The following is a 19,466-nucleotide window of genomic DNA, read 5'->3' as shown; positions in this document are numbered from 1 at the left end:
TTGTTTGACGGCTGCCGCGATACATCGCGTCAGTCGTGCACCAACGGGCCAGTCAGGCGACGTGTTCGGTCGGCGGAACAGTCAGCGCCGTACCGAACACCCCCGTCGGATCGAACCGATCCTTCAACGCCGCGAGCCGATCCCGGTGCGCCTTCGGGAAGCACCGATCGAGATCTCCCGCCGTCGGGTGCGACAGGAAGTTCCCGTACGCCGCCTCCGGCGCCAACGCCGCCCAGAGCTCTTCGAACTCGTCGATCTGACCACCGTGCAGCTCGGTCGACCCGAGCAGCACCCCGTTCACCATGAAGCCCGCCTCACGATGCGCGAACGCCGTCGCCTCCGGAGCAACCGCGCCGTACGCACCTCCGAGCGCCCGCACGTCCACCGCCATCGCCGGCATCCGCCGCCGCGCATCGGCCAACTGCTCGACCAGCTCAGGCACCCACCGCTCGAACAGCCCGTTCCGCATCCGCGGCGTCCACCCCGGCGGCATCTGCTCGGTCGTCAGGATGTCGCCGTACGGGACCTCCGTGACGGTGTCGGTCAGCAACGTACCGAGCGAACGCAACGGCGCGAGCAGCCGCCCAGCATCCCCGAGCTCCCCCGAAACACACACCATCACAGCGATCGGCGCCTGCCGATCAGCCACCATCGTCGGCGGCAACTGCACCGACGAGGACAACTCCACCGGCGCGTCCGCCATGTACGCGGCCCACCCCGTCAGCACCTGCTCGAGCTGCGTCCAAGGAAACAACAGATTCCCGAACAGCACCGTCGGCTGCCGATCCGCCACCACGTCGTACGACGTGACAACCCCCAAGCTCCCCGCGGCCCCCCGAACACCCCAGAACAGCTCCGGCTCGTTCACCGCATCCAGCCGCCGAGCCACACCGTCCGCAGTCACCACCTCAGCCGCAACCACACTGTCGAGCGCCAACCCGAGCCGCCGCACCATCCACCCGATCCCACCCCCGCCAAGCAACCCGCCGACTCCGACCCCCGCCGTGTCCCCGGACGAAATCGCCAGCCCAGCACCAGCCAGCTCCCCCGCAACCCGCCCCCAAGTCGCCCCGGTCCCGACCCGAACCACCCGCCCGTCGCCACCCGGCAGCACCGTCACCTCATCGAGAAGCCCAACGTCGATCACCACTCCCCCGTCGTTGGTCCCGAACCCCGCAGGATGATGCCCCCCACTCCGTACCGCCACCGGCAACCGATACTCACCCGCGTACCGCAGCGCCGCCGCGATGTCCTCAGCCCCAGCACACCGCACCACCACCGCCGGCCGCCCCACCACGTTGAGCGTCCGACTCACCACCTGGTACGCCGCATCACCCGCGACGAGCACCTCACCCTTCACCACCGCCCGCAGCCCATCGATCCCGGCCCGCACCACAGAACTTCCCGTCATCTCGTTCCACCCATTCCCTTCCACCGCGCACCCCTCGCAGGCGCCACACCCCCTGATCGCAGCGACCACCCGATCCTCGACATCAACCCCGAAGAAACTTCTGGAAAGCTGTTCGCAGGAGGCGCTTCCGCGACGACGGGCGCTCTGGGCCGAACTGCAACCCATCAGGTGAATGGCGTCACTGGAAACCCGGGCCTCCCCGGGCAGCGCGACGTGAACCATGGGCGCTCCACTCAGGAGAGGCTGAGCTGCTCGTGGCTCCGGAAGGAGGTGAGCGGCCCGCAGCACAGGCGGAGCTGAGCGGCCCGCGGCACAGGCGGAGGTGAAGCTGCTGGTGCAGGTCGTCGAGCGCCGCGCCGGCTCCGGGTTCAAGTCGTCCAGCGGCGGCCGCCTGCCCAGCGTGGGACCAAAGACCTCCTCCCACCACGCCTATCCGGCGAGCTGCTGACTCGCCCGTACCCCGATTGCTCTGCGCCCCGGCCGTACTGCGTCCCAAGCCCAGGGCTCCGGCGGGACCGGGCGACGCTGCCGTCGAGGTGCAACCGCGGGAGCCCGCGACTCACGCCGTCGGCCCACATCGCACGGTCGGCGACCGCAGCCTGGCTCGCATGCCGAGGCACCACACCGCGTGATCGGCGTCCGGCGGTCCAGCCGCACTCCGAGCACCGGCCTGTCTGGCCAGCTGCGAATCTGCCGCACGCAGAACGATGTCCAACCCGCAGGTCGCCGCATTCCCGGACCCGGCACGATCGGGCAACCCAGCTCACCTCCGGAGGAGGCGAGCTGGCCGTCGCTCCGAAGGAGGTGCGCGGCCGTCGCTCCGAAGAGCTGCGCAGCCGGTAGTTCCTCGGAGCTGCGCAGCCCGTGGCTCCGAGGAGGTGCGCCGCTCTTGGCCCAGGTGGAGCTGAGCTGCTCCTGGCTCAGGTGAAGCTGAGCGGCCCGTGGCTCAGGTGAAGCTGAGCGACCCGTGGCTCCGGAGGAGCTGGGCGGCCCGTGGCTCAGGTGGAGATCAGCTGCTGATGCAGTTCGTCCAGTGCCGCGCCGGCCTCTGGGGCCTGGGTCCAGTCGTTCAGCGGACGATCACCCGTCCACCGGGGGATCAGGTGGAAGTGCAGGTGGAAGACCTCCTGCCCCGCCGCGGCGCCGTTGGCCTGGAGGAGGCTGATTCCTTCGGCTGGTAGGCGCGTGGTGAGGAGCCGCGTTGTCTCGTGCAGGGCGCCAGCGACAGCGGCGACTGCCTCGGGGGCTTTGTCGGCGGCGAGGTCGGCGACGTGCAAGCGTGGGACGACCAGCGTGTGTCCGCGGCGCAGCGGGCGAATGTCGAGGAACGCGATCGCTGACTCGTCCTCGTACAACACCCGGCCCGGTAGAAGACCGGCGGCGATGCCGCAGAAGGTGCAGGCTTGGTCGCGCCTTGGCTCTTGGGGATGCCGGAGATTCCGGCCGACGGGTTCCATGTCGTCCACTCCCTTCCGGGGAAAACGCAGAAGCCCCCCGCTGACATTCAGCGAGGGGCCTCTGACGCACATCAACCAGCTAGCTGCGGACTGCCTCGACCAGGTGGGCGACGACCTCGTCGACCGGTACGTCGCTGCGGTCGCCGGAGCGGCGGTCCTTGACCTCGATGGTGCCATCGGCGAGGCCCTTGCCGACCACGGCGATGGTGGGGACGCCGAGCAGTTCGGCGTCCTTGAACTTCACGCCCGGCGACACCTTCTCGCGGTCGTCGTACAGGACCGTGAGTCCCTGCGCCTCCAGCGCCGCGGCGATCTCGGCGGCCTTGGTGAAGACCTCGGAGTCCTTGCCGGTGGCGACCAGGTGGACGTCGGCCGGGGCGATCTCGCGGGGCCAGATCAGGCCGATCTCGTCGTGGTTGCCCTCGGCGATCGCGGCCACGGCGCGGGTGACGCCGACGCCGTACGAGCCCATCGTGACCGTGACGAGCTTGCCGTTCTGGTCGAGCACCTTGAGGTCGAGCGCCTCGGCGTACTTCTGGCCGAGCTGGAAGATGTGTCCCATCTCGATGCCGCGCGCGGCCGACAGCGGACCCGAACCGTCCGGCGCCTCGTCACCGTCGCGCACCTCGGCGGCCTGGATCGTGCCGTCGGCGGTGAAGTCGCGGCCGTGCACCAGGTTGACCACGTGGAAGCCGGTCTTGTCCGCGCCGGTCACCCAGGCCGAGCCCTCGCCGACCCGCGGGTCGAGCAGGTACCGGATGCCGGAGCTGTTCTCCTTGCCGAGCACGCCCGGGCCGATGTAGCCCTTGGCCAGCGCCGGGTTCTTGACGAAGTCGGCGTCGTCGAACGCGACCACCTCAGCCGGCTCGACCTGCGCGCCGAGGCGCTTCTCGTCGATCGCCCGGTCACCCGGTACGCCGATCGCCAGCGGCTCGCGCGTCCCGTCCGGGTGCAGCAGCATCACCAGCACGTTCTTCAACGTGTCGGCGGCCGTCCACTCCCGGCCGTCGGTGCGGGCGTGCTTCGCGTTCAGCGCGTCGACCAGCGAGTCGATGGTCGGCGTGTCCGGGGTGTCGACCACCTCGGACGCCGGCACGGCCGAGAAGTCCACGGGAGCGGTCTGCGGCACGACGACGGCCTCGACGTTCGCCGCGTAACCACCGGCGGTGCGGACGAAGGTGTCCTCACCGTTCTCCGCGATCGCCAGGAACTCCTCCGAGGCCGACCCGCCCATCGCGCCGGACATCGCCTGCACGATCACGTAGTCGAAGCCGAGCCGGTCGAAGATCGCGATGTAGGCCTTGCGGTGCAGCTCGTACGACGCCTGCAGCCCGGCCTGGTCGATGTCGAAGGAGTAGGAGTCCTTCATCACGAACTCACGCCCGCGCAGCACGCCGGCCCGCGGCCGCGCCTCGTCGCGGTACTTGTTCTGGATCTGGTAGATCGACAGCGGCAGGTCCTTGTACGACGAGTAGAGGTCCTTCACCACCAGGGTGAACATCTCCTCGTGCGTCGGCCCGAGCAGCATGTCGGCGCCCTTGCGGTCCTTCAGCCGGAACAGGTTCGGCCCGTACTCGGTCCAGCGGCCGGTCGCCTCGTAGGGCTCACGGGGCAGCAGCGACGGGAAGACCAGTTCCTGCGCGCCGATCGCGTTCATCTCGTCGCGGACGATCTTCTCGACGTTGCGCAGCACCCGCAGGCCGAGCGGCAGCCAGGTGTAGATCCCGGGCGCGGCGCGGCGGATGTAGCCGGCGCGGACGAGCAGCTTGTGGCTCGGGACCTCCGCGTCCGCCGGATCCTCGCGAAGGGTTCGGAGGAACAACGACGACATACGCAGAATCACGGGAATCTCCAGGCAATAACCAGCGGGACGACAAACTTCGGACGTGCAAAAGGATATCCGCCTCGGCGCACCGAGCCGACCAGTTATCCCCAGGGCCGGCTCAACCCACCTCGCGTGAGGCCTTCAGCGCGGCCCGGATCAGCGGAATCTGCAGCGGCAACCGCCCGAACGCGATCGCCTGCGCCCGCGGGGACCCCTTCCGCCGAACGTCGACAGCCATCTGCACGTTGGCCGGGAAAACGGCCGCCAGCAGCGCCGCGCTGGCCAGCCCGGCGGCCCGCCGCGTCCGCGGGTGGAGCAGCCCCGCGGCGCAGGCCAGTTCGGCCACTCCGGAGGCGTAGACCAGCTCCTTCTTGGCCGGCAACGCCTTCGGGACGATCCGTTCGAACGGCTTCGGCCGGACGAAGTGCAGCACGCCCATCATCGCGAACATGCCCGCCAGCCCCGTGGTGCTCCTGCTCCGTCGACTCATGGGCACCACCTTATTACCTGCCAGTAAAACCGTGGCAGCACACTACGGCAGCGTCCCGTACGGCGTGGCCGCCGCCTTGGCGGCGTACAGGAAGGCGCTCTTGTTCTTCGGCCAGAAGGTCGAGTCCATGCACGAGTACGCCGGCAGGAACCCGCTGCACGCCCCCGACCCGGCCCCGACCTCGAACGTGTACGACGGCACACCGCGCGTCCCGTACAGCCAGTCGTCGGTCGCCCCCGGCGCGAAGTACCCGACCCCGCCGTCCCCGGTCGTCACCGGGTACCCGTTGAACGCGCCCATCTTCTTGCCAAGGGCAACCAGCGCGGCCCGGTTCGGCGCGGCCGTGTTGGTGTACCCGTACGGCGCCAGGATGTCGTTCCCGTAGCTGTGCAACGTCAGGAACACCCCGGTCGTGTCGGGCGTGGCCGGCGACCCGACGTCACCCTTGGTGTCCCGGAACAGCTTGCCCAGCAGGCCCTGGATCGCGACCGTCTCCGGCTCGGAGACCGCCTTCGGCCCCGGGTAGGTCTCGTCGCAGGGCGCGCCCTGGTCGGCGTCCCACTGGAAGTTCGAGTTCCGGTTCAGGTCGATCCCGGCGGTCGACGCCGAGCAGCCGCCGGTCGTGTTGTTCACGTTCTTGCGCTGCATCACCGGCCGGTTCGGCGAGGAGGCGACCACGTCGACGCCGTCCGGGTTGGCCATCGGGACGACCCACAGCTCACGCGTGTCCATCAACGAGGTGATCGCCGCGTCCTTGCCGTACGACGAGACCAGCAGGTCGATCCACTTGTACGCCAGCTCACCCGTCGAGAGCTCCCGCGCGTGGATCTGCGCGTGCATCACGAACTTCGGCTTCTTCCCCGTGCTGCTCAGCGCGCAGTCGCCGGCCGCGAGCTTGCTGATGCACAGGGCCTGGATGTCGTGCCCGCCTTGTCCCTTCGTCTTCTTCCACGAGTCGCCGATGTCGTACAGCTTCACCAGGTCCGGGTGTGCCGAGGCGACGGCCGCGTTGTGCTCCTCGTGCCCGGTCGACGTGTGGTAGCCGCCGTAGAACGTGCCCGCGGCATCGACGCCGCGCGGGAGCGACTGGTAGACGTCACCGATCTTGCCGAGCTCGATCCCCCGGTCACGCAACCGCGCGACCTCGTCCGGGGTGGCGACGACGACCGGGCGGGACCCGTGGCCGTGGCTGATGTCGTAGCCGTCGCGGATCAGCCCGGCGACCGTCGTACCGGCCGGGAGCTTCAGGGAGTAGTACGCCGGTTCAGGTGCTGCGACGGGAGGTGCCGCGGTGCCCGAGGGGGCGACGACGACGGCGGCGGCAGCGAGGGCCAGGCAGGCCAGGGGGACAGCGATTTTCCGCATGGGGTTCCTTCCGCGGGGCGGGGCGGTTCGGAACAGCAAACCTCACCCGTGGTCGCCGTACCATCACAGCGAGCGCTCAGCCTCAGAACAGGATGGTCGCGAAGGTCTCGACGGTCCGGAAGCCGACCCGCTCGTACGCCGCCCGCGCGGGTGTGTTGAACGCGTTCACGTACAGCGTCACCACCGGCGCGATCTGACGGGCCAGCTCGACCACGGCAGCCATGCCGGGCGCGGCCAGGCCCTGACCCCGGCGCTCCGGATCGACCCACACGCCCTGGATCTGGCAGACCCCGGTCCCGACCGATCCGACCTCCGCCTTGAACACGACCTTGCCGTCCTCGATCCGCGCGAACGCCCGCCCGGCGCGGATCAGCTCGGCGACGCGCGACCGGTAGAAGGTCCCGTCCGGCCCGGTCTGCGGCGGGACGCCGACCTCCTCGGTGTACATCGCGACGCAGGCCGGGTAGAGGATGCCCAGGTCGACCGGTTCGACCGCGCGTACCAGCGGATCGGGGGCGACCTCGGGCGGTCCGTCGATCACCATGAACGGTTGCTCGCCGCGGATCTCGCGCGCCGGACCCCAGTGCGGTTCGAGCGCCGTCCACAGCTGGTCGACCGCAACGGCCGGTCCGAGGATCTGGAAACACGTGCGTCCTCGGCGCAGTGCGTACGCCGCGAAGGCACGCAGCGCGGCCTCGCCGGCGCCGACCGGGACCATGTTGCCGCCGGCATGGCACAGCGACTCGAGCACGCCCTTCTCGACGTACCCCCAGACCTCGGCACCGCGCCGCGGATCGAGCCCGGAGCCCTGCACGAGGCTGTCCACGAAGACGTTCACGACAGGGTCACGAGCGATGACGGCCCTCGCCGCTGAGAGGTCACGAGGACCCAGAACCCGTACGCCCACGCGGAGAACCTAGCCGATTGTGTGCCTTCTGGCGCGTAGCGGGTCGGTTCAGGCTTGCACCGGGCCGGTCTCGGATGCCAGGCGACGCAGGGGCGAGGTCCACGCGACCAGTACGCCGGTGAAGGCGAAGCCCCCGAGCACCAGCATCCCGGTGCGCACACCGAGGTGGCTGCCGAGCACACCGCCGGCGACCGAGCCGAGTGTCCAGCCGACTCCCCACGACAGCATCCGGCCGGCCGTGTTGACCCGGCCGAGCAAGTGCTCCGGGGTGACCTGCTGGCGGTAGGAGATCGAGTTCACGATCACCAGCACGTACGCTGAACCCCAGACCAGCAAGGCGATCGCGGCCAGCGGCCAGGTCGGCATCAGCGGCGTCACCACCCCGAGCGCGGCCGATGCCGGCAGCGCGTACAGCGTGATCCCGGCGGGTTGCATCCGGCGAAGCAGCCGCGGCAGACCGGTCGCGGCCGCGAGCGCGCCGATCCCCCAGGCGCCGTACACGAGACCGAAGCGCAGACCCGACGTACCGATGTGCAGGACGCGATCGGTCCAGACCACCATCAACGCCATGAAGCCGCCGCCGGCGAAGGACTGGATGCTGCCGACGATCGTCATCGTGCGGACGCCGGGATGCCGCACCAGGAAGCGGACGCCCTCGGCGATGTCGGCGAAGACCACGCGCGGCCGCAGCGGTGCCCGCCCGGCGCGCTGCTCCGACATCGCACGGATGATGCCGCGGATCGCCAACGCCGACGCGGCGAAACTCAACGCGTCGAGCGCGAGCAGGGTCGCCGGGTTCATCACCGCGAGCGCGAGTCCGGCCAACGCCGGTACGAGCAGCTCGACCAGGCTGGACGCCGACCACACGGCCGCGTTCGCCTGCGCGACCCGAGCCCGTCCGACCAGCACCGGCAGCGCGCCGAAGTTGGCGCCGTCGAAGAAGGTCGCGACGCCCTGGACCAGGAACGCGACGACCAGCACCTGCGCGACCGTCAGAGCGTCAAGCCAGTAAGCGATCGGCACGGAACTGATCAGCACGGCGTTGACCAGGTCCGCCGCGACCATCACCTTCTTGCGGTTCCACCGATCCGCCAACGCGCCCGCGAACAAGCCCGCCAGCAAGTACGGCGCCGCCTCGAGCGCGGTCACCAAGGCGGTCAGCAACGGCGATCCGCTCAGCCGGTAGACCAGCACCGGCAAGGCGATGGCCGTGACCATCGACCCGGCCGTCGACAGGATCCGGCCGAGCCAGTACCGCCGGAAGTCCGGATCGTCGCGCAGCCGGACCGGCGTACGGTCTACGTCCTCAGAGAGCACGGCTCATCCACATCAACTCCGCGCCGAGATCCCTGGACGGCGTGCGCGCCGCCGGTCCGAAGCCGTTGCGACCGTAGAAGCCGATCGCCTGCTCGTTGTCCACGAGTACGTCGAGCAGCAGCGCGGTCGTCCCCTGCGGCAACGCGCCGATCGCGGCGTCGAGCAACGCCTTACCGACCCCCCGGCCCTGATGATCAGGCAGCACGTAGAGCTTCCACATCACCCAGAACCCCTCCTCCTGCCCGAGACCGGTCATGCCGACGACCTCCCCCGCAGGATTCGTCGCGACCAGTGTCAGCCCACGCGTGATTCCCCGCTCGACCGCCTCGCGAGACCACCACGCGGCCAGCCCGTCGACGATGAACTCCGGCGACGCGAGGCCGTCGTACGCGACCGGCCAGGTGGTCAGCCCGATCGCGCGGACGGCATCGACGTCGTCGAGGGTCGCCGGGCGGACGGCGATCACCCGTGCACCTCGACCGGCTGGCCGTCGGGGTCGGTGATGGTGATCGTCGTGCCGGTGAGTTCGGCGGCGTACCCGGCGGCCTGCAAGCGAGCGGTGACGGCGGTGAGCGGCTCGGTGGTGCGGAGCTCGAGCCGTACGGCGAAGTCGCCGGCCGGCCCGAAGGTGACCTGCTGCCGGACTCCGAGGAACTCCAGGAACGCCGCCCACTCTCCTTCCGCTGCTCCGGACAGGTGCGGAGCGACCGTCAGCCGGCGGTCCGGCGGGGTCTGGTGGAGCTTGTAGCCGTAGAGGTCCTCGGAGCGTTCGTCGATCCAGATCACCAGACCACCGGGCGCGGTGACCGACAGGGCCCGGCCGTAGGCCTCGTCCCAGGTCGTCGCGTCCTCGTGGCCCGCGGCAACCAGTCGGTCCTTCAGCCGCTCGATGTCGTCGGCCTCGAACGACAGCCGGGTGTCGCCGTGCTTCCCGCCCGTCGCCGACGACGCCGCGTCGTGCAGCGCGACCATCCCGTTGCCGGCCAGCAGGTCCACCCAGCTACCCCGCTCCCCCTCGACGTGAGGCACCAGACCGAGCGTCTCCAGGAACACCCGCATCGCCCCGACGTCCGCCGTGAACCGCAGCGGCCGCATCACCACGTCGTTCATCCTCGCGCCTCCCCGTGCTTGTGCAGGTACTCCGCCAGTGCCTGCTCGACCAGCGCCGACAGGCTGGCCCCCTCGTCGATCGCCTTGTGCTTCACCCGGCGAATCAGCTCGGGTGGCAGATAGACGTTGAACTGCGCCTTCTTGGCGTCTTCGGGCATGGATATGATGCTAGCACGCTACTAAGCTACGTATTTAGGCGTCGCAGAGCCGCGGCCGCCTGGACGGCCGCGGCTCTGCGGGTCAGACCGTGGCGAGCAGTGCGTCGTCCAGGTTCTCCAGCAGCCACGCCTTCGGGCGGGCGCCGACGACGGACCAGACCAGGTCGCCGTGGTGGAACAGCATCAGTGTCGGCATCGCCATCACCCGGTAGCGCGCCGGGATCTCCGGGTTCTCGTCGGCGTTGAGCTTGACCACGCTCAGCCGGCCGGCGCGCTCGATCGCGATCTGCTCCAGCACCGGGACGATCTGGTGGCACGGCGGGCACCACTGCGCCCAGAAGTCCACCAGGACGGGCTTGCCGGCTTTCAGGACGATCTCGTCGAAGTTGCCTTGATCAGCAATCTGCAGGGCCATGGGTCGGTCTCCTTCTCCAGTTCTCGGCATCGGCGAGGAGGCCGGTGAGCTTGCCGCGCAGGTCGGTCAGCTCGGCGATCCGCCGATCCACCTCCGCGATCCGCAACCGGTACGCCGACAGCGACGCCGGGCACACGTCGGCCCGGTCGTTGCCGGCCCGCAGGCACTCGATGAACGGGTAGGTCTGCTCCGCGGTCAGCCCGAGACTCAGCAACGCCTTCACCTCGCGGACGATCACGACGTCCTCCGCGCTGTACCGGCGGTAGCCGTTCGGCTCCCGCTCGGGCTTCAGCAGTCCCTGCGCCTCGTAGTACCGCACCGCCTTGACCGTCACTCCGGCCTCGGCCGCCAGGTCCCCGATCTGCATCCCGCCTCCTCGACACCGACGCTAAACCCTGCCCCTGGGGTCAAGGTCAAGCCAGAATAGCCAGCATGATGCTCGGGAGCTTTCGGCACGACGCGGATCTGGACCTGACCGGCAGGACCCTGCAGCGCACCGCCGTACGGGGTGCGTTGTTCCGTGGGGACGAGCTGCTGATGCTCGGCTCGCGGCACGGCGACTACAAGTTCCCGGGCGGTGGGGTCGAGGCCGGTGAGGACCAGACGGCGGCGTTGCAGCGGGAGTTCGTCGAGGAGTGCGGGCTGGCGGACGTCGAGGTGGGACTGTCGTTCGGCAGCACGATCGAGTACATGCGGGCTGCTGAGCCGGAGTACCGGGTGTTCAAGATGACGTCGCACTACTACTTCTGCTCGTCGTCTGCTTCAGGTTTTGCCGAGCAGCAGCTGGAGGGCTACGAGGCCGAGCTCGAACTGGTCCCCCGCTGGATCGCCGTCGCCGACGCCCTGCAGGCCAACCGCGCCGTGCAGGAGCGAGGCGCCGGCGTCATGCGGTGGCTGGTGCGGGAGACAAAGGTGCTTGAGCACCTGCTGACTGCCGGGCCACCTTCGCCAGCGGGCGCGTGAGCACGGCCGAGGCGAGCAGGGACAGTACGGCGAGCCCGGTGATCACCGCGGTCGGGTCGACCAGGTCGGCGGTGGCACCTGCGATGACCGCGGTGATGCCGAAGGTCGTCATGCGCAGGGCCGACTCGAGGCCCAGGACCTGACCGCGGAGCTCGACGGGAGTCGCGTCGGTGAGCAGCTCCTGCTGGGCGAGCGAAGCGCCGTACCCGGTGCAGGCCACGGCGACGAGCGCAGCCAGTGCGCCGAGCGGCAGGTTTGCGGCGAAGCCCAGGAACGGTACGGCGAGCAGGAAGCGCAGGTAGGCGCTCACCTTCCGGCGAGAGGTGCGGGTGAGGAAGCGGCCGACCACCAGGTCGCCGGTCATCATGCCGGCGGCGCCTGCTGCCAGGAGCAGGCCCGCACCCGCACCGGCGTACGGGACGAAGAGGGCCTCGCAGCCGACGATCAGGCCGTTGGGGATGCAGAGGGCCAGCAGGAGCGGGCGGGTGTTCGGCCTCTGCAGCAGGGCGCGGTTGCCGCGCCAGGTCTCGCGGAGAGTCGTCCGGGCGACCCTGCGCGGCGCGCGGTCCTGCAGGCCGAAGCGGAGGACCGGGACGGCCAGCGCGGCGAAGGCGGTCGCCAGCCAGAAGACCTGGTTCGGGCTGAGCACCTGAAGCAGCAGTCCGGCCGCGCCGAAGCCGGCGATCTGCATGGCGCCGACCGAGAGGTTCATCGCCGAACGGCCGAGCACGAACTGATCGGGTGCGACGACCTCGTTCAGCAGGCCCCAGCGGACGCCGGCGCCGATGCTCAGTCCGTAGGCGACGGCCAGGGTAAGGATCACCCGGGCTGCCGAGGACAGATCGAACGCCGCCTGGACCGCGACGGCCGCTGTCGAGAGTGCGGCAAGCAGCACGAGTATCCGCCGGGGGCGAGCCGTGTCGGCGGCCGACATCAGCGTCGACGCCCCGACCACCTGCGCGAGTGACGGGCCGAACATGACGAACGCGGTCAGCAGCGCGGACCCGGTCTGGTCGTTCACCACGATGGCCAGCGTCAGGCTCGTCATCGTCGACGACGCGTTGCCGAGCGCACTGCTCAGCCAGAGACTGCGAAACTCGGTCCGGCGGAAGATCTCGCGGTAGGTGCTCATCCCCAAACCCTCGCCGTACGGCGCGCGGGAGCCTACAGTTTCGCCTGGAACCGAAACGTCGCCGGTCTGTTCGGGTGGCGTGCCGCCGCTCACCTCCGCCCCGCCCGCCTCAGCCCATCGCGAGCACCGTCCCACTGACCGCTGCGGAAGCCGCGGCCGCTCACCCCTCCACCACCCCGTCCATCCGCCCGCTCACCCGGCCCGGCCGCCCGTCCGCCCGCTCATCGGAGGTGCTCTTGTCCGAGTTCCTGGTCGACGCCGACGTACTGGTGAACGCGCGCTTCGGCACCTCCCAGCTGACCGAGACCGTGTCCGCGCTGAAGATGCTCCGCCAACCGTCCCAACCCTGGTACCGCGCTTGGCGCGACCTGCACCTTCCCGGCTGGCACGCCGAGCTGGCCGCCCACCCACTGGGCGCCGCCGTCCTCGACGCATCGTTCGGCCCACGCTGGACCGCCGACTTCCTCACCGTCCCGCCACTGGCACCCGACCTCACCTTCGAGGAGGAGATCGCCCCTCTCGCCGCTCTCCCGGACAACCAGATCCGCGCCGACCTGCTGGTCACGCTCTCGCCATCGGAATCGTCCTTCGCCGGCCGGGTGCACAGAGCCCGCTTCTCGCTCGACGCCGGCACCGACGCCGCGGATCGCAGCCACCCCGACTCCAGCCCCACGGACAACTCCCACCGCACCCCCAGCGTCTCCGAAGCAGACCGCATCCCCTCCCCCGACGATCTCCGAGCCCTCTCACCATTGGTTGCCGAAGGCCACAACCTGGCCGCCGAAGTCGCCGGCCTGCTGGGCTGGATCTGGACCACCACGATCGAGCCCGACTGGCCCCGCCGCTACCGCGTCCTCCAAGCGGACATCGTCTCCCGGACCTCCAGCCTCAGCACCCGCGGCTGGTCCGGCGTACTGGAGGGCCTCGGCCCCGACATCCGCTGGCTCGGCGACGGCCGCCTCCAGGTCAACCGCACGAACTTCCCACCGACCGACGTCCGCGGCCACGACCTGATGTTCATCGCCACCCACAGCCTGCGCTCCAGCGTGACCTGGCGCCTCCCGGACCAGTTCGCCATCACGTACCCGGTCTCCGGCATCTTCGCCGCCGTCCAGCCGCTGGCCGAACCACTGGTCCGCCTGCTCGGCCGCAACCGAGCCCGCATCCTGGTCGAAGCCGCCGCCCCAGTCAGTACGACGTCGCTGGTAGCAACCACAGGCGTCTCCCTGGCGGGCGTAGCCGACCACCTCCGCGTCCTCTCCGACGCAGGCCTACTCCACCGCCGCCGCTCCGGCCGCCAAGTCCTCTACTGGCAAACCAAGACAGGCCAAGCCGTTGCCCTGGGCCAAGACACCTAGCCGCCTTCAAGCCCGCCGACGCCCTAAGCCACGACACCCACCGGCTTCGGGCCGGCCGTTGCCGCGCACCAGGACACCTAGCTGACTTCAAGCAACCGTCGCCCTGAGCCAAGACACCTAGCTGACTTCTTGACGCACCCACTCGCCGAGGACCTTCGCGCTGGCGTCGACCAGAGCGGGCCAGTCCATCGCGGCTTCGTCAGCGCTGTCCGACACGTGCTTGACCACCCGCACCGGTACGCCGAACTCGTGGCACGCAAACACCACGCCGTACGCCTCCATGTCGACCAGTTGCGCCCGCAGCGCCAGCCGATCACGCACCGCCGGGTCGGTGACGAACACATCGCCGGAGGCCAGCACCGTCCCGTCCCCACCCTCGATCCTGAGCGATTCCTTCGGGTCCAGCCCGATCGCGCGGACCGCGTCGGCGTTGACGTCGTGGTTGATCACCTCGCTGGGCAGGAACACCCCGGACAGCCCGTCGCGCAGCGCACCCGTCGTACCGACGTTGAGCACAACGAGATCGGTAGTGTCCATCCCCGCAAGCGCCCTCGCGGTCGCGACCGCGGCCGCCGTCTTCCCGACCCCGGTCAACACGACCGGAATCCCCTCGGGCACGTACTTCGTCTCACCCGCGATCGCACCGACCACCAGATACCGAGTCACGCCCCGAAGCGTACCGGCGCCAAGCAACGCAAGGCTTCACCGTCAGCCTCGTCAACGGCCCCCTCGGCCGGTTGCACCGAGTTGTTCGCGCCTTGCTGCTAGAGCGCCCGTCCGCCACGGCCGAACCCGTGGCCCCCTCACGACAAGCGTTCTGAGTTTGCCCAACCCAGCGCCGGCCGGATCTTCCCCGAGGCCCCGGGAGAAGTCACCAGCCCCACCACACAGGCGAAGAGATCAAACGGCCGCCGCGCTCGCAGACCCATCGCGGGTCGAGGCCGAGCTCGGACTCGACCCGACATCAACCACCAACCACGAGCGCCGGAACCGACCTCAGGCCCGACCCAACATCGACCACCGAGGCGACGGTCGGGACCAGGCTCAGGCCCGATCCGACATCAACCACCGACGGCGATCGTCAGGGCCGGGCTCAGGCCCGATCCGACATCAACCACCGACGGCGATCGTCGGGGCCGGGCTCCGGCTCGCCCCCGACATCGACCATCGTTGGTGACGCACGTGACCACCGACTCGGGCAGGCGCCGGACGAGGGCCCGCGCTCGCGCCCGTCAAGGCGGCCGGCGAGCGGACCGCAGCCATCAGGTGCGGATCCCGAACGCGACCACCGGCATCGGCGTCGTCCGGCCCAGCCGTACGGCCAACGGCGATCGCCCGCCGCGAGTCAACGAAGGCCCTGCCGTTCGCCCACCGCAAGACCACAAGCCACGCGGTTCCCCGCCACGAGACCACACGTACGCCCGTCGCCGGGCGACAGGCAACGGGGCACCGGACGACACGCGACGTCCGACAGGTACCGGCACCGGACACCGACGCGACGGGGCACCGGGCGACAGGCGGCATCCGGCAGGCACCGGCACCGGGGCACCAGACGCCAGGCACGGGCGACGTCCGGCAGGCACCAGACGCCAGGCACGGGCGACGTCCGGCAGGCACCAGGCACCAGGCACCAGGCACCAGGCACCGTACGACAAGCGCCGGGCGGCAGGCAGCAAGCGCCAGCCGTCGCGACGCGAACTGGGAGGCGTTCATAGGCTCGCCTGACGCAGACCCATCACCGGGCACCGGACGACACGTGCCAGGTGCCTGGCGCCAGGCGCCAGGCGCCGTACGAACTAGCCGACCGTCACCGTTGGCTCGCCGCCGTCGACGCTCTCGCCCATCTCTTCGGCGATCCGCATCGCTTCCTCGATCAGGGTCTCGACGATCTTCGACTCGGGCACGGTCTTGATCACCTCGCCCTTGACGAAGATCTGGCCCTTGCCGTTGCCGGAGGCAACACCGAGGTCGGCCTCGCGGGCCTCGCCCGGGCCGTTCACGACGCAGCCCATCACGGCGACGCGCAGCGGGACCTCCATGCCCTCGAGGCCGGCGGTGACCTGCTCGGCCAGCGTGTACACGTCGACCTGGGCGCGCCCGCAGGACGGGCAGGACACGATCTCGAGCTTGCGCTCGCGCAGGTTCAGCGACTGCAGGATCTGCAGGCCGACCTTGACCTCCTCGACCGGCGGCGCGGACAGCGAGACGCGGATCGTGTCGCCGATGCCCTGCGACAGCAGCGCGCCGAACGCGACCGACGACTTGATCGTGCCCTGGAACGCCGGGCCGGCTTCGGTGACGCCGAGGTGCAGCGGCCAGTCGCCGCGCTCGGACAGCAGCTCGTAGGCCTTCACCATCACGACCGGGTCGTTGTGCTTGACCGAGATCTTGAAGTCGTGGAAGTCGTGCTCCTCGAACAGCGACGCCTCCCAGACGGCGGACTCGACCAGTGCCTCGGGAGTGGCCTTGCCGTACTTCTCCAGCAGCCGCGGGTCCAGCGAGCCGGCGTTGACGCCGATCCGGATCGAGGTGCCGTGGTCCTTGGCGGCCCTGGCGATCTCCTTGACCTGGTCGTCGAACTTGCGGATGTTGCCCGGGTTGACCCGGACCGCCGCGCACCCGGCCTCGATCGCCGCGAACACGTACTTGGGCTGGAAGTGGATGTCGGCGATCACCGGGATCTGCGAGTGCTTGGCGATCTCCGGCAGCGCCTCGGCGTCGTCCTGCGACGGGCAGGCGACCCGGACGATGTCGCAGCCGGCCGCGGTGAGTTCCGCGATCTGCTGCAGCGTGGTGTTGACGTCCGACGTCAGGGTCGTGGTCATCGACTGCACCGACACGGGCGCGTCGCCACCGACCAGCACCTTGCCCACCTTGATCTGGCGGGTCTTGCGGCGCGGGGCGAGGGTCGGCGGAGGCAGCGCGGGCATGCCCAGGGAGATGCTCATTTTTCCTTTAACCGTTGAAGAGGGTTATCCGTTGAAGAGCCGGATCGGGTTGACGATGTCGGCGATGACGAGCAGCACGCCCATCACCACGATCACGCTGGCCGCGACGTAGGCGATCGGTAGCAGCTTGGCGACGTCGACGTACCCCGGGTCGGGCCGGCCGAGCAGCTTGGCGAAGCCGCGCTTGATGCCCTCCCAGATCGCGCCGAGCATGTGCCCGCCGTCCAGCGGCAGCAGCGGGATGAAGTTGAACAGGGCCAGGAACAGGTTGAGCGAAGCGAGCAGCGAGACCAGGAACGCGATCCGCGCACCGCCGGTCAGGTCCTGGTTCGACGCGACCTCGCCGGCCACCCGGCTGGCACCGACGACGCTCATCGGGCTGTCCTGGTCGCGGTCGCCGCCGACGATCGACTTGGCCACCCCGACCAGCTTCTCGGGGAAGTTGCCGAGGGCCTTGACGGTGGCGACCGTCAGCTCGCCCATCTTGTCGACCACGAAGCCGAAGTCCTGGCGCTCGACCTTCTGCTCCGGCGAGACGCCGAGGAAGCCGACCTGGACGAACTTGTCGGCGTCGGCGTCGTCGCGGACCTGGTTGACGATCGTCGAGGTCTGCAGCGTGGTCGGCTGACCGTTGCGCTCGACCACGATCGTGGCCGGCTTGTCGGTGTTGGCGCGGATCAGCGGGGTCAGCTGGTCCCAGCTGTCGATCGCCGTGCCGTTGAAGGAGACGATCTTGTCGCCGACCTGGAAGCCCGCCTGCTTGGCCGGCGACACCTGGTCACCGGACTGGCACTTGCGGTCGGCCGAGGCCTGCGAGGCCGGGACGACGCAGTCGGTCACGGTCGCGACGGTGGTCTGCGCGACGTTCGCGCCGTACAGCATGAACAGGCCGCCGAACAGCACGAACGCGATCACCACGTTGACCAGCGGCCCGGACGCCATCACGATCAGCTTCTTCCACCAAACCTTCTGGTAGAACAGCCGGCCGTCGTCGCTGGCCTCGATCGTCTCGTACTCCGCACTGCGGGCGTTCTCGACCATCGACTGGATCGGCCCGGTGTTGGCCTTGCGGACCTTGGTCGGGTCCTGGCCCTTGGCCGGCGGCATCATGCCGATGATCCGGACGAACCCGCCGGCCGGGATCGCCTTGATCCCGTACTCGGTCTCGCCACGCTTGACCGACCAGACGGTCCGGCCGAAGCCGACGAAGAACTGCGTCACCTTCATCCCGAACAGCTTCGCCGGGACCATGTGACCGACCTCGTGCAGGCCGACCGAGACGAGGATGCCCACGACGAACAGAACCACGCCGATGAGGGTCAGTAGAGCGGTCATGCCTGTGTGGTCTCCTGGCCGTTGTCGTTGCCGGCGCCGGTCAGCTCACGGGCCCGGGTGCGCGCCCAGGCGTCCGCGGCGAGCACGTCGTCGATGGACAGTTCCTCGTACGAGGGTACGTCGTGGTCGGTCACGACCCGGGCGACGGTGTCGACGATCGCCAGGAACGGCAGCCGGCCGTCCCGGAACGCCTGCACGCAGACCTCGTTCGCCGCGTTGAACACGGCCGGGGCCGTGCCGCCCCGGGTGCCGGCCTCGCGGGCCAGCTGAACCGAGGGAAACGCCTCGCCGTCGAGCGGCAGGAACTGCCAGTTGCTCGCCTCGGCGAAGTCCCAGGGCGGCGACGCGTCCGGTATCCGGTCGGGCCAGCCGAGGCCGAGCGCGATCGGCAGCGTCATCGTCGGCAGCCCGACCTGGGCGATCGTGGCGCCGTCGGTGAACTCGACCATCGAGTGCACCGCCTGCTGCGGGTGCACGACGACGTCCACACGGTCGATCGGTACGCCGAACAGCAGGTGCGCCTCGATCAGCTCGAGCCCCTTGTTGACCAAGGTGGCCGAGTTGATCGTGACGACCGGGCCCATCGCGAAGTTCGGGTGCGCCAGCGCCTGCTCGACCGTCACCTCGGCCAGCTCGGACCGCGGCCGGCCCAGGAACGGCCCACCGCTCGCGGTCAGCACCAACCGACGTACCTCGTCGGCACTGCCGCCACGCAGGCACTGGGCGATCGCACTGTGCTCGGAGTCGACCGGCACGATCTGGCCCGGCTTGACCCGCCGCGTGACGAGCGGGCCGCCGATGACGAGGGACTCCTTGTTGGCCAGGGCCAGCGTGTTGCCCGCGTCGAGTGCGGACAGGGTCGGCTGCAGCCCGAGCGACCCGGTGATGCCGTTCAGCACGACGTCGCACGGCATCGCGGCGAGCTCGCTGGACGCGTCCGGCCCGGTCAGGATCTTCGGGATCCTGAACTCGCCCTGCGCGTACCCCCGGCGCTGCGCCTCGGCGTAGAACGCGAGCTGCAGGTCCTGCGCCACCGTCGCCTTCGCGACCCCGACCACGTCGACCTCGAACTCCAGCGCCTGCCGCGCCAGCAGGTCGACGTTGCCGCCGCCCGCCGACAGCGCGCACACGCGGAACCGGTCACGGTTGCGCCCGATCAGCTCGAGAGCCTGGGTGCCAACGGAGCCGGTCGAGCCGAGGATGACGACGGTACGCGGATTCACCCGGCCATTGTTTCAGGTCGGGCCCCTCGCCAGCGATTCGCCGTACGACGTC

General features: G+C 69.8%; 19 protein-coding genes. 2 read left to right on the top strand and 17 right to left on the bottom strand.

The window, feature by feature from the left end; translation table 11 throughout:
• Window positions 1–52 precede the first annotated feature (52 nt).
• From ACLQ2O_RS33080 to ACLQ2O_RS33025, 12 genes are all read right to left on the bottom strand, one after another.
• On the bottom strand, window positions 53–1,411 hold the full coding sequence (locus tag ACLQ2O_RS33080; protein ID WP_425839589.1) for an FAD-binding oxidoreductase: 1,359 nt from the start codon (window positions 1,409–1,411) through the stop codon (window positions 53–55).
• Window positions 1,412–2,409: 998 nt separating this feature from the next.
• Window positions 2,410–2,868, bottom strand: coding sequence for an HIT family protein (locus tag ACLQ2O_RS33075; protein WP_425839586.1), 459 nt, complete (start codon window positions 2,866–2,868; stop codon window positions 2,410–2,412).
• Window positions 2,869–2,947: 79 nt separating this feature from the next.
• A complete protein-coding gene (locus tag ACLQ2O_RS33070; RefSeq protein ID WP_425839583.1) occupies window positions 2,948–4,711 on the bottom strand; it encodes a proline--tRNA ligase in 1,764 nt (587 codons plus the stop codon).
• A 100-nt stretch (window positions 4,712–4,811) separates the two neighbouring features.
• Window positions 4,812–5,183, bottom strand: coding sequence for a DoxX family protein (locus tag ACLQ2O_RS33065; protein ID WP_425839581.1), 372 nt, complete (start codon window positions 5,181–5,183; stop codon window positions 4,812–4,814).
• A gap of 42 nt (window positions 5,184–5,225) precedes the next feature.
• Window positions 5,226–6,548, bottom strand: a complete 1,323-nt coding sequence (locus ACLQ2O_RS33060) for a M14 family zinc carboxypeptidase (protein ID WP_425839578.1) — start codon at window positions 6,546–6,548, stop codon at window positions 5,226–5,228.
• A gap of 82 nt (window positions 6,549–6,630) precedes the next feature.
• Window positions 6,631–7,455 (bottom strand): GNAT family N-acetyltransferase, encoded by an 825-nt coding sequence (locus ACLQ2O_RS33055; protein WP_425839575.1) that lies wholly within the window; start codon window positions 7,453–7,455, stop codon window positions 6,631–6,633.
• Between the two features lie 48 nt (window positions 7,456–7,503).
• Entirely contained in the window at window positions 7,504–8,772 is a 1,269-nt protein-coding gene (locus ACLQ2O_RS33050) for an MFS transporter (protein WP_425839572.1), read from the bottom strand.
• Window positions 8,762–9,238, bottom strand: a complete 477-nt coding sequence (locus ACLQ2O_RS33045) for a GNAT family N-acetyltransferase (RefSeq protein ID WP_425839569.1) — start codon at window positions 9,236–9,238, stop codon at window positions 8,762–8,764. The genes ACLQ2O_RS33050 and ACLQ2O_RS33045 overlap by 11 nt, the downstream gene beginning before the upstream one ends.
• Window positions 9,235–9,882, bottom strand: coding sequence for a VOC family protein (locus ACLQ2O_RS33040; protein WP_425839566.1), 648 nt, complete (start codon window positions 9,880–9,882; stop codon window positions 9,235–9,237). The genes ACLQ2O_RS33045 and ACLQ2O_RS33040 overlap by 4 nt, the downstream gene beginning before the upstream one ends.
• Window positions 9,879–10,040 carry a ribbon-helix-helix protein, CopG family gene (locus tag ACLQ2O_RS33035; RefSeq protein WP_425839563.1) on the bottom strand — a complete coding sequence of 54 codons (162 nt, stop codon included), beginning with the start codon at window positions 10,038–10,040 and terminating at the stop codon, window positions 9,879–9,881. The genes ACLQ2O_RS33040 and ACLQ2O_RS33035 overlap by 4 nt, the downstream gene beginning before the upstream one ends.
• An 82-nt stretch (window positions 10,041–10,122) precedes the next feature.
• Window positions 10,123–10,455: a thioredoxin gene (gene trxA, locus ACLQ2O_RS33030; protein ID WP_425839560.1), complete on the bottom strand. Its 333-nt coding sequence runs from the start codon at window positions 10,453–10,455 to the stop codon at window positions 10,123–10,125.
• Window positions 10,436–10,822: a MerR family transcriptional regulator gene (locus tag ACLQ2O_RS33025; protein ID WP_425839557.1), complete on the bottom strand. Its 387-nt coding sequence runs from the start codon at window positions 10,820–10,822 to the stop codon at window positions 10,436–10,438. The genes trxA and ACLQ2O_RS33025 overlap by 20 nt, the downstream gene beginning before the upstream one ends.
• A 65-nt stretch (window positions 10,823–10,887) precedes the next feature.
• Between ACLQ2O_RS33025 and ACLQ2O_RS33020 the strand changes: the two genes are divergently transcribed.
• Window positions 10,888–11,418, top strand: a complete 531-nt coding sequence (locus tag ACLQ2O_RS33020) for an NUDIX domain-containing protein (RefSeq protein WP_425839554.1) — start codon at window positions 10,888–10,890, stop codon at window positions 11,416–11,418.
• Here ACLQ2O_RS33020 and ACLQ2O_RS33015 read toward each other — a convergent pair.
• Complete coding sequence (locus ACLQ2O_RS33015) at window positions 11,339–12,550, bottom strand: hypothetical protein (protein WP_425839551.1); 1,212 nt, start codon at window positions 12,548–12,550, stop codon at window positions 11,339–11,341. The genes ACLQ2O_RS33020 and ACLQ2O_RS33015 overlap by 80 nt on opposite strands.
• Window positions 12,551–12,786: 236 nt before the next feature.
• Between ACLQ2O_RS33015 and ACLQ2O_RS33010 the strand changes: the two genes are divergently transcribed.
• Window positions 12,787–13,908 (top strand): ArsR/SmtB family transcription factor, encoded by a 1,122-nt coding sequence (locus ACLQ2O_RS33010; RefSeq protein ID WP_425839548.1) that lies wholly within the window; start codon window positions 12,787–12,789, stop codon window positions 13,906–13,908.
• A 117-nt stretch (window positions 13,909–14,025) separates the two neighbouring features.
• On the opposite strand, the gene ACLQ2O_RS33005 is transcribed toward ACLQ2O_RS33010, so the two are convergent.
• From ACLQ2O_RS33005 to dxr, 4 genes are all read right to left on the bottom strand, one after another.
• Window positions 14,026–14,574 (bottom strand): nucleosidase, encoded by a 549-nt coding sequence (locus ACLQ2O_RS33005; protein ID WP_425839545.1) that lies wholly within the window; start codon window positions 14,572–14,574, stop codon window positions 14,026–14,028.
• Between the two features lie 1,130 nt (window positions 14,575–15,704).
• Window positions 15,705–16,856, bottom strand: coding sequence for a flavodoxin-dependent (E)-4-hydroxy-3-methylbut-2-enyl-diphosphate synthase (gene ispG, locus ACLQ2O_RS33000; RefSeq protein WP_425839542.1), 1,152 nt, complete (start codon window positions 16,854–16,856; stop codon window positions 15,705–15,707).
• 24 nt (window positions 16,857–16,880) lie between these two features.
• Complete coding sequence (locus ACLQ2O_RS32995; protein ID WP_425839539.1) at window positions 16,881–18,191, bottom strand: M50 family metallopeptidase; 1,311 nt, start codon at window positions 18,189–18,191, stop codon at window positions 16,881–16,883.
• On the bottom strand, window positions 18,188–19,414 hold the full coding sequence (dxr, locus tag ACLQ2O_RS32990; RefSeq protein WP_425839536.1) for a 1-deoxy-D-xylulose-5-phosphate reductoisomerase: 1,227 nt from the start codon (window positions 19,412–19,414) through the stop codon (window positions 18,188–18,190). Before dxr ends, ACLQ2O_RS32995 begins: the two co-directional genes overlap by 4 nt.
• Window positions 19,415–19,466 lie beyond the last annotated feature (52 nt).

The organism is Kribbella sp. DT2 (assembly GCF_049844575.1).
Lineage (GTDB): Bacteria > Actinomycetota > Actinomycetes > Propionibacteriales > Kribbellaceae > Kribbella.
The sequence above is the reverse complement of the archived record's forward strand: the minus strand, read 5'-3'. Positions and strand labels throughout refer to the sequence as shown.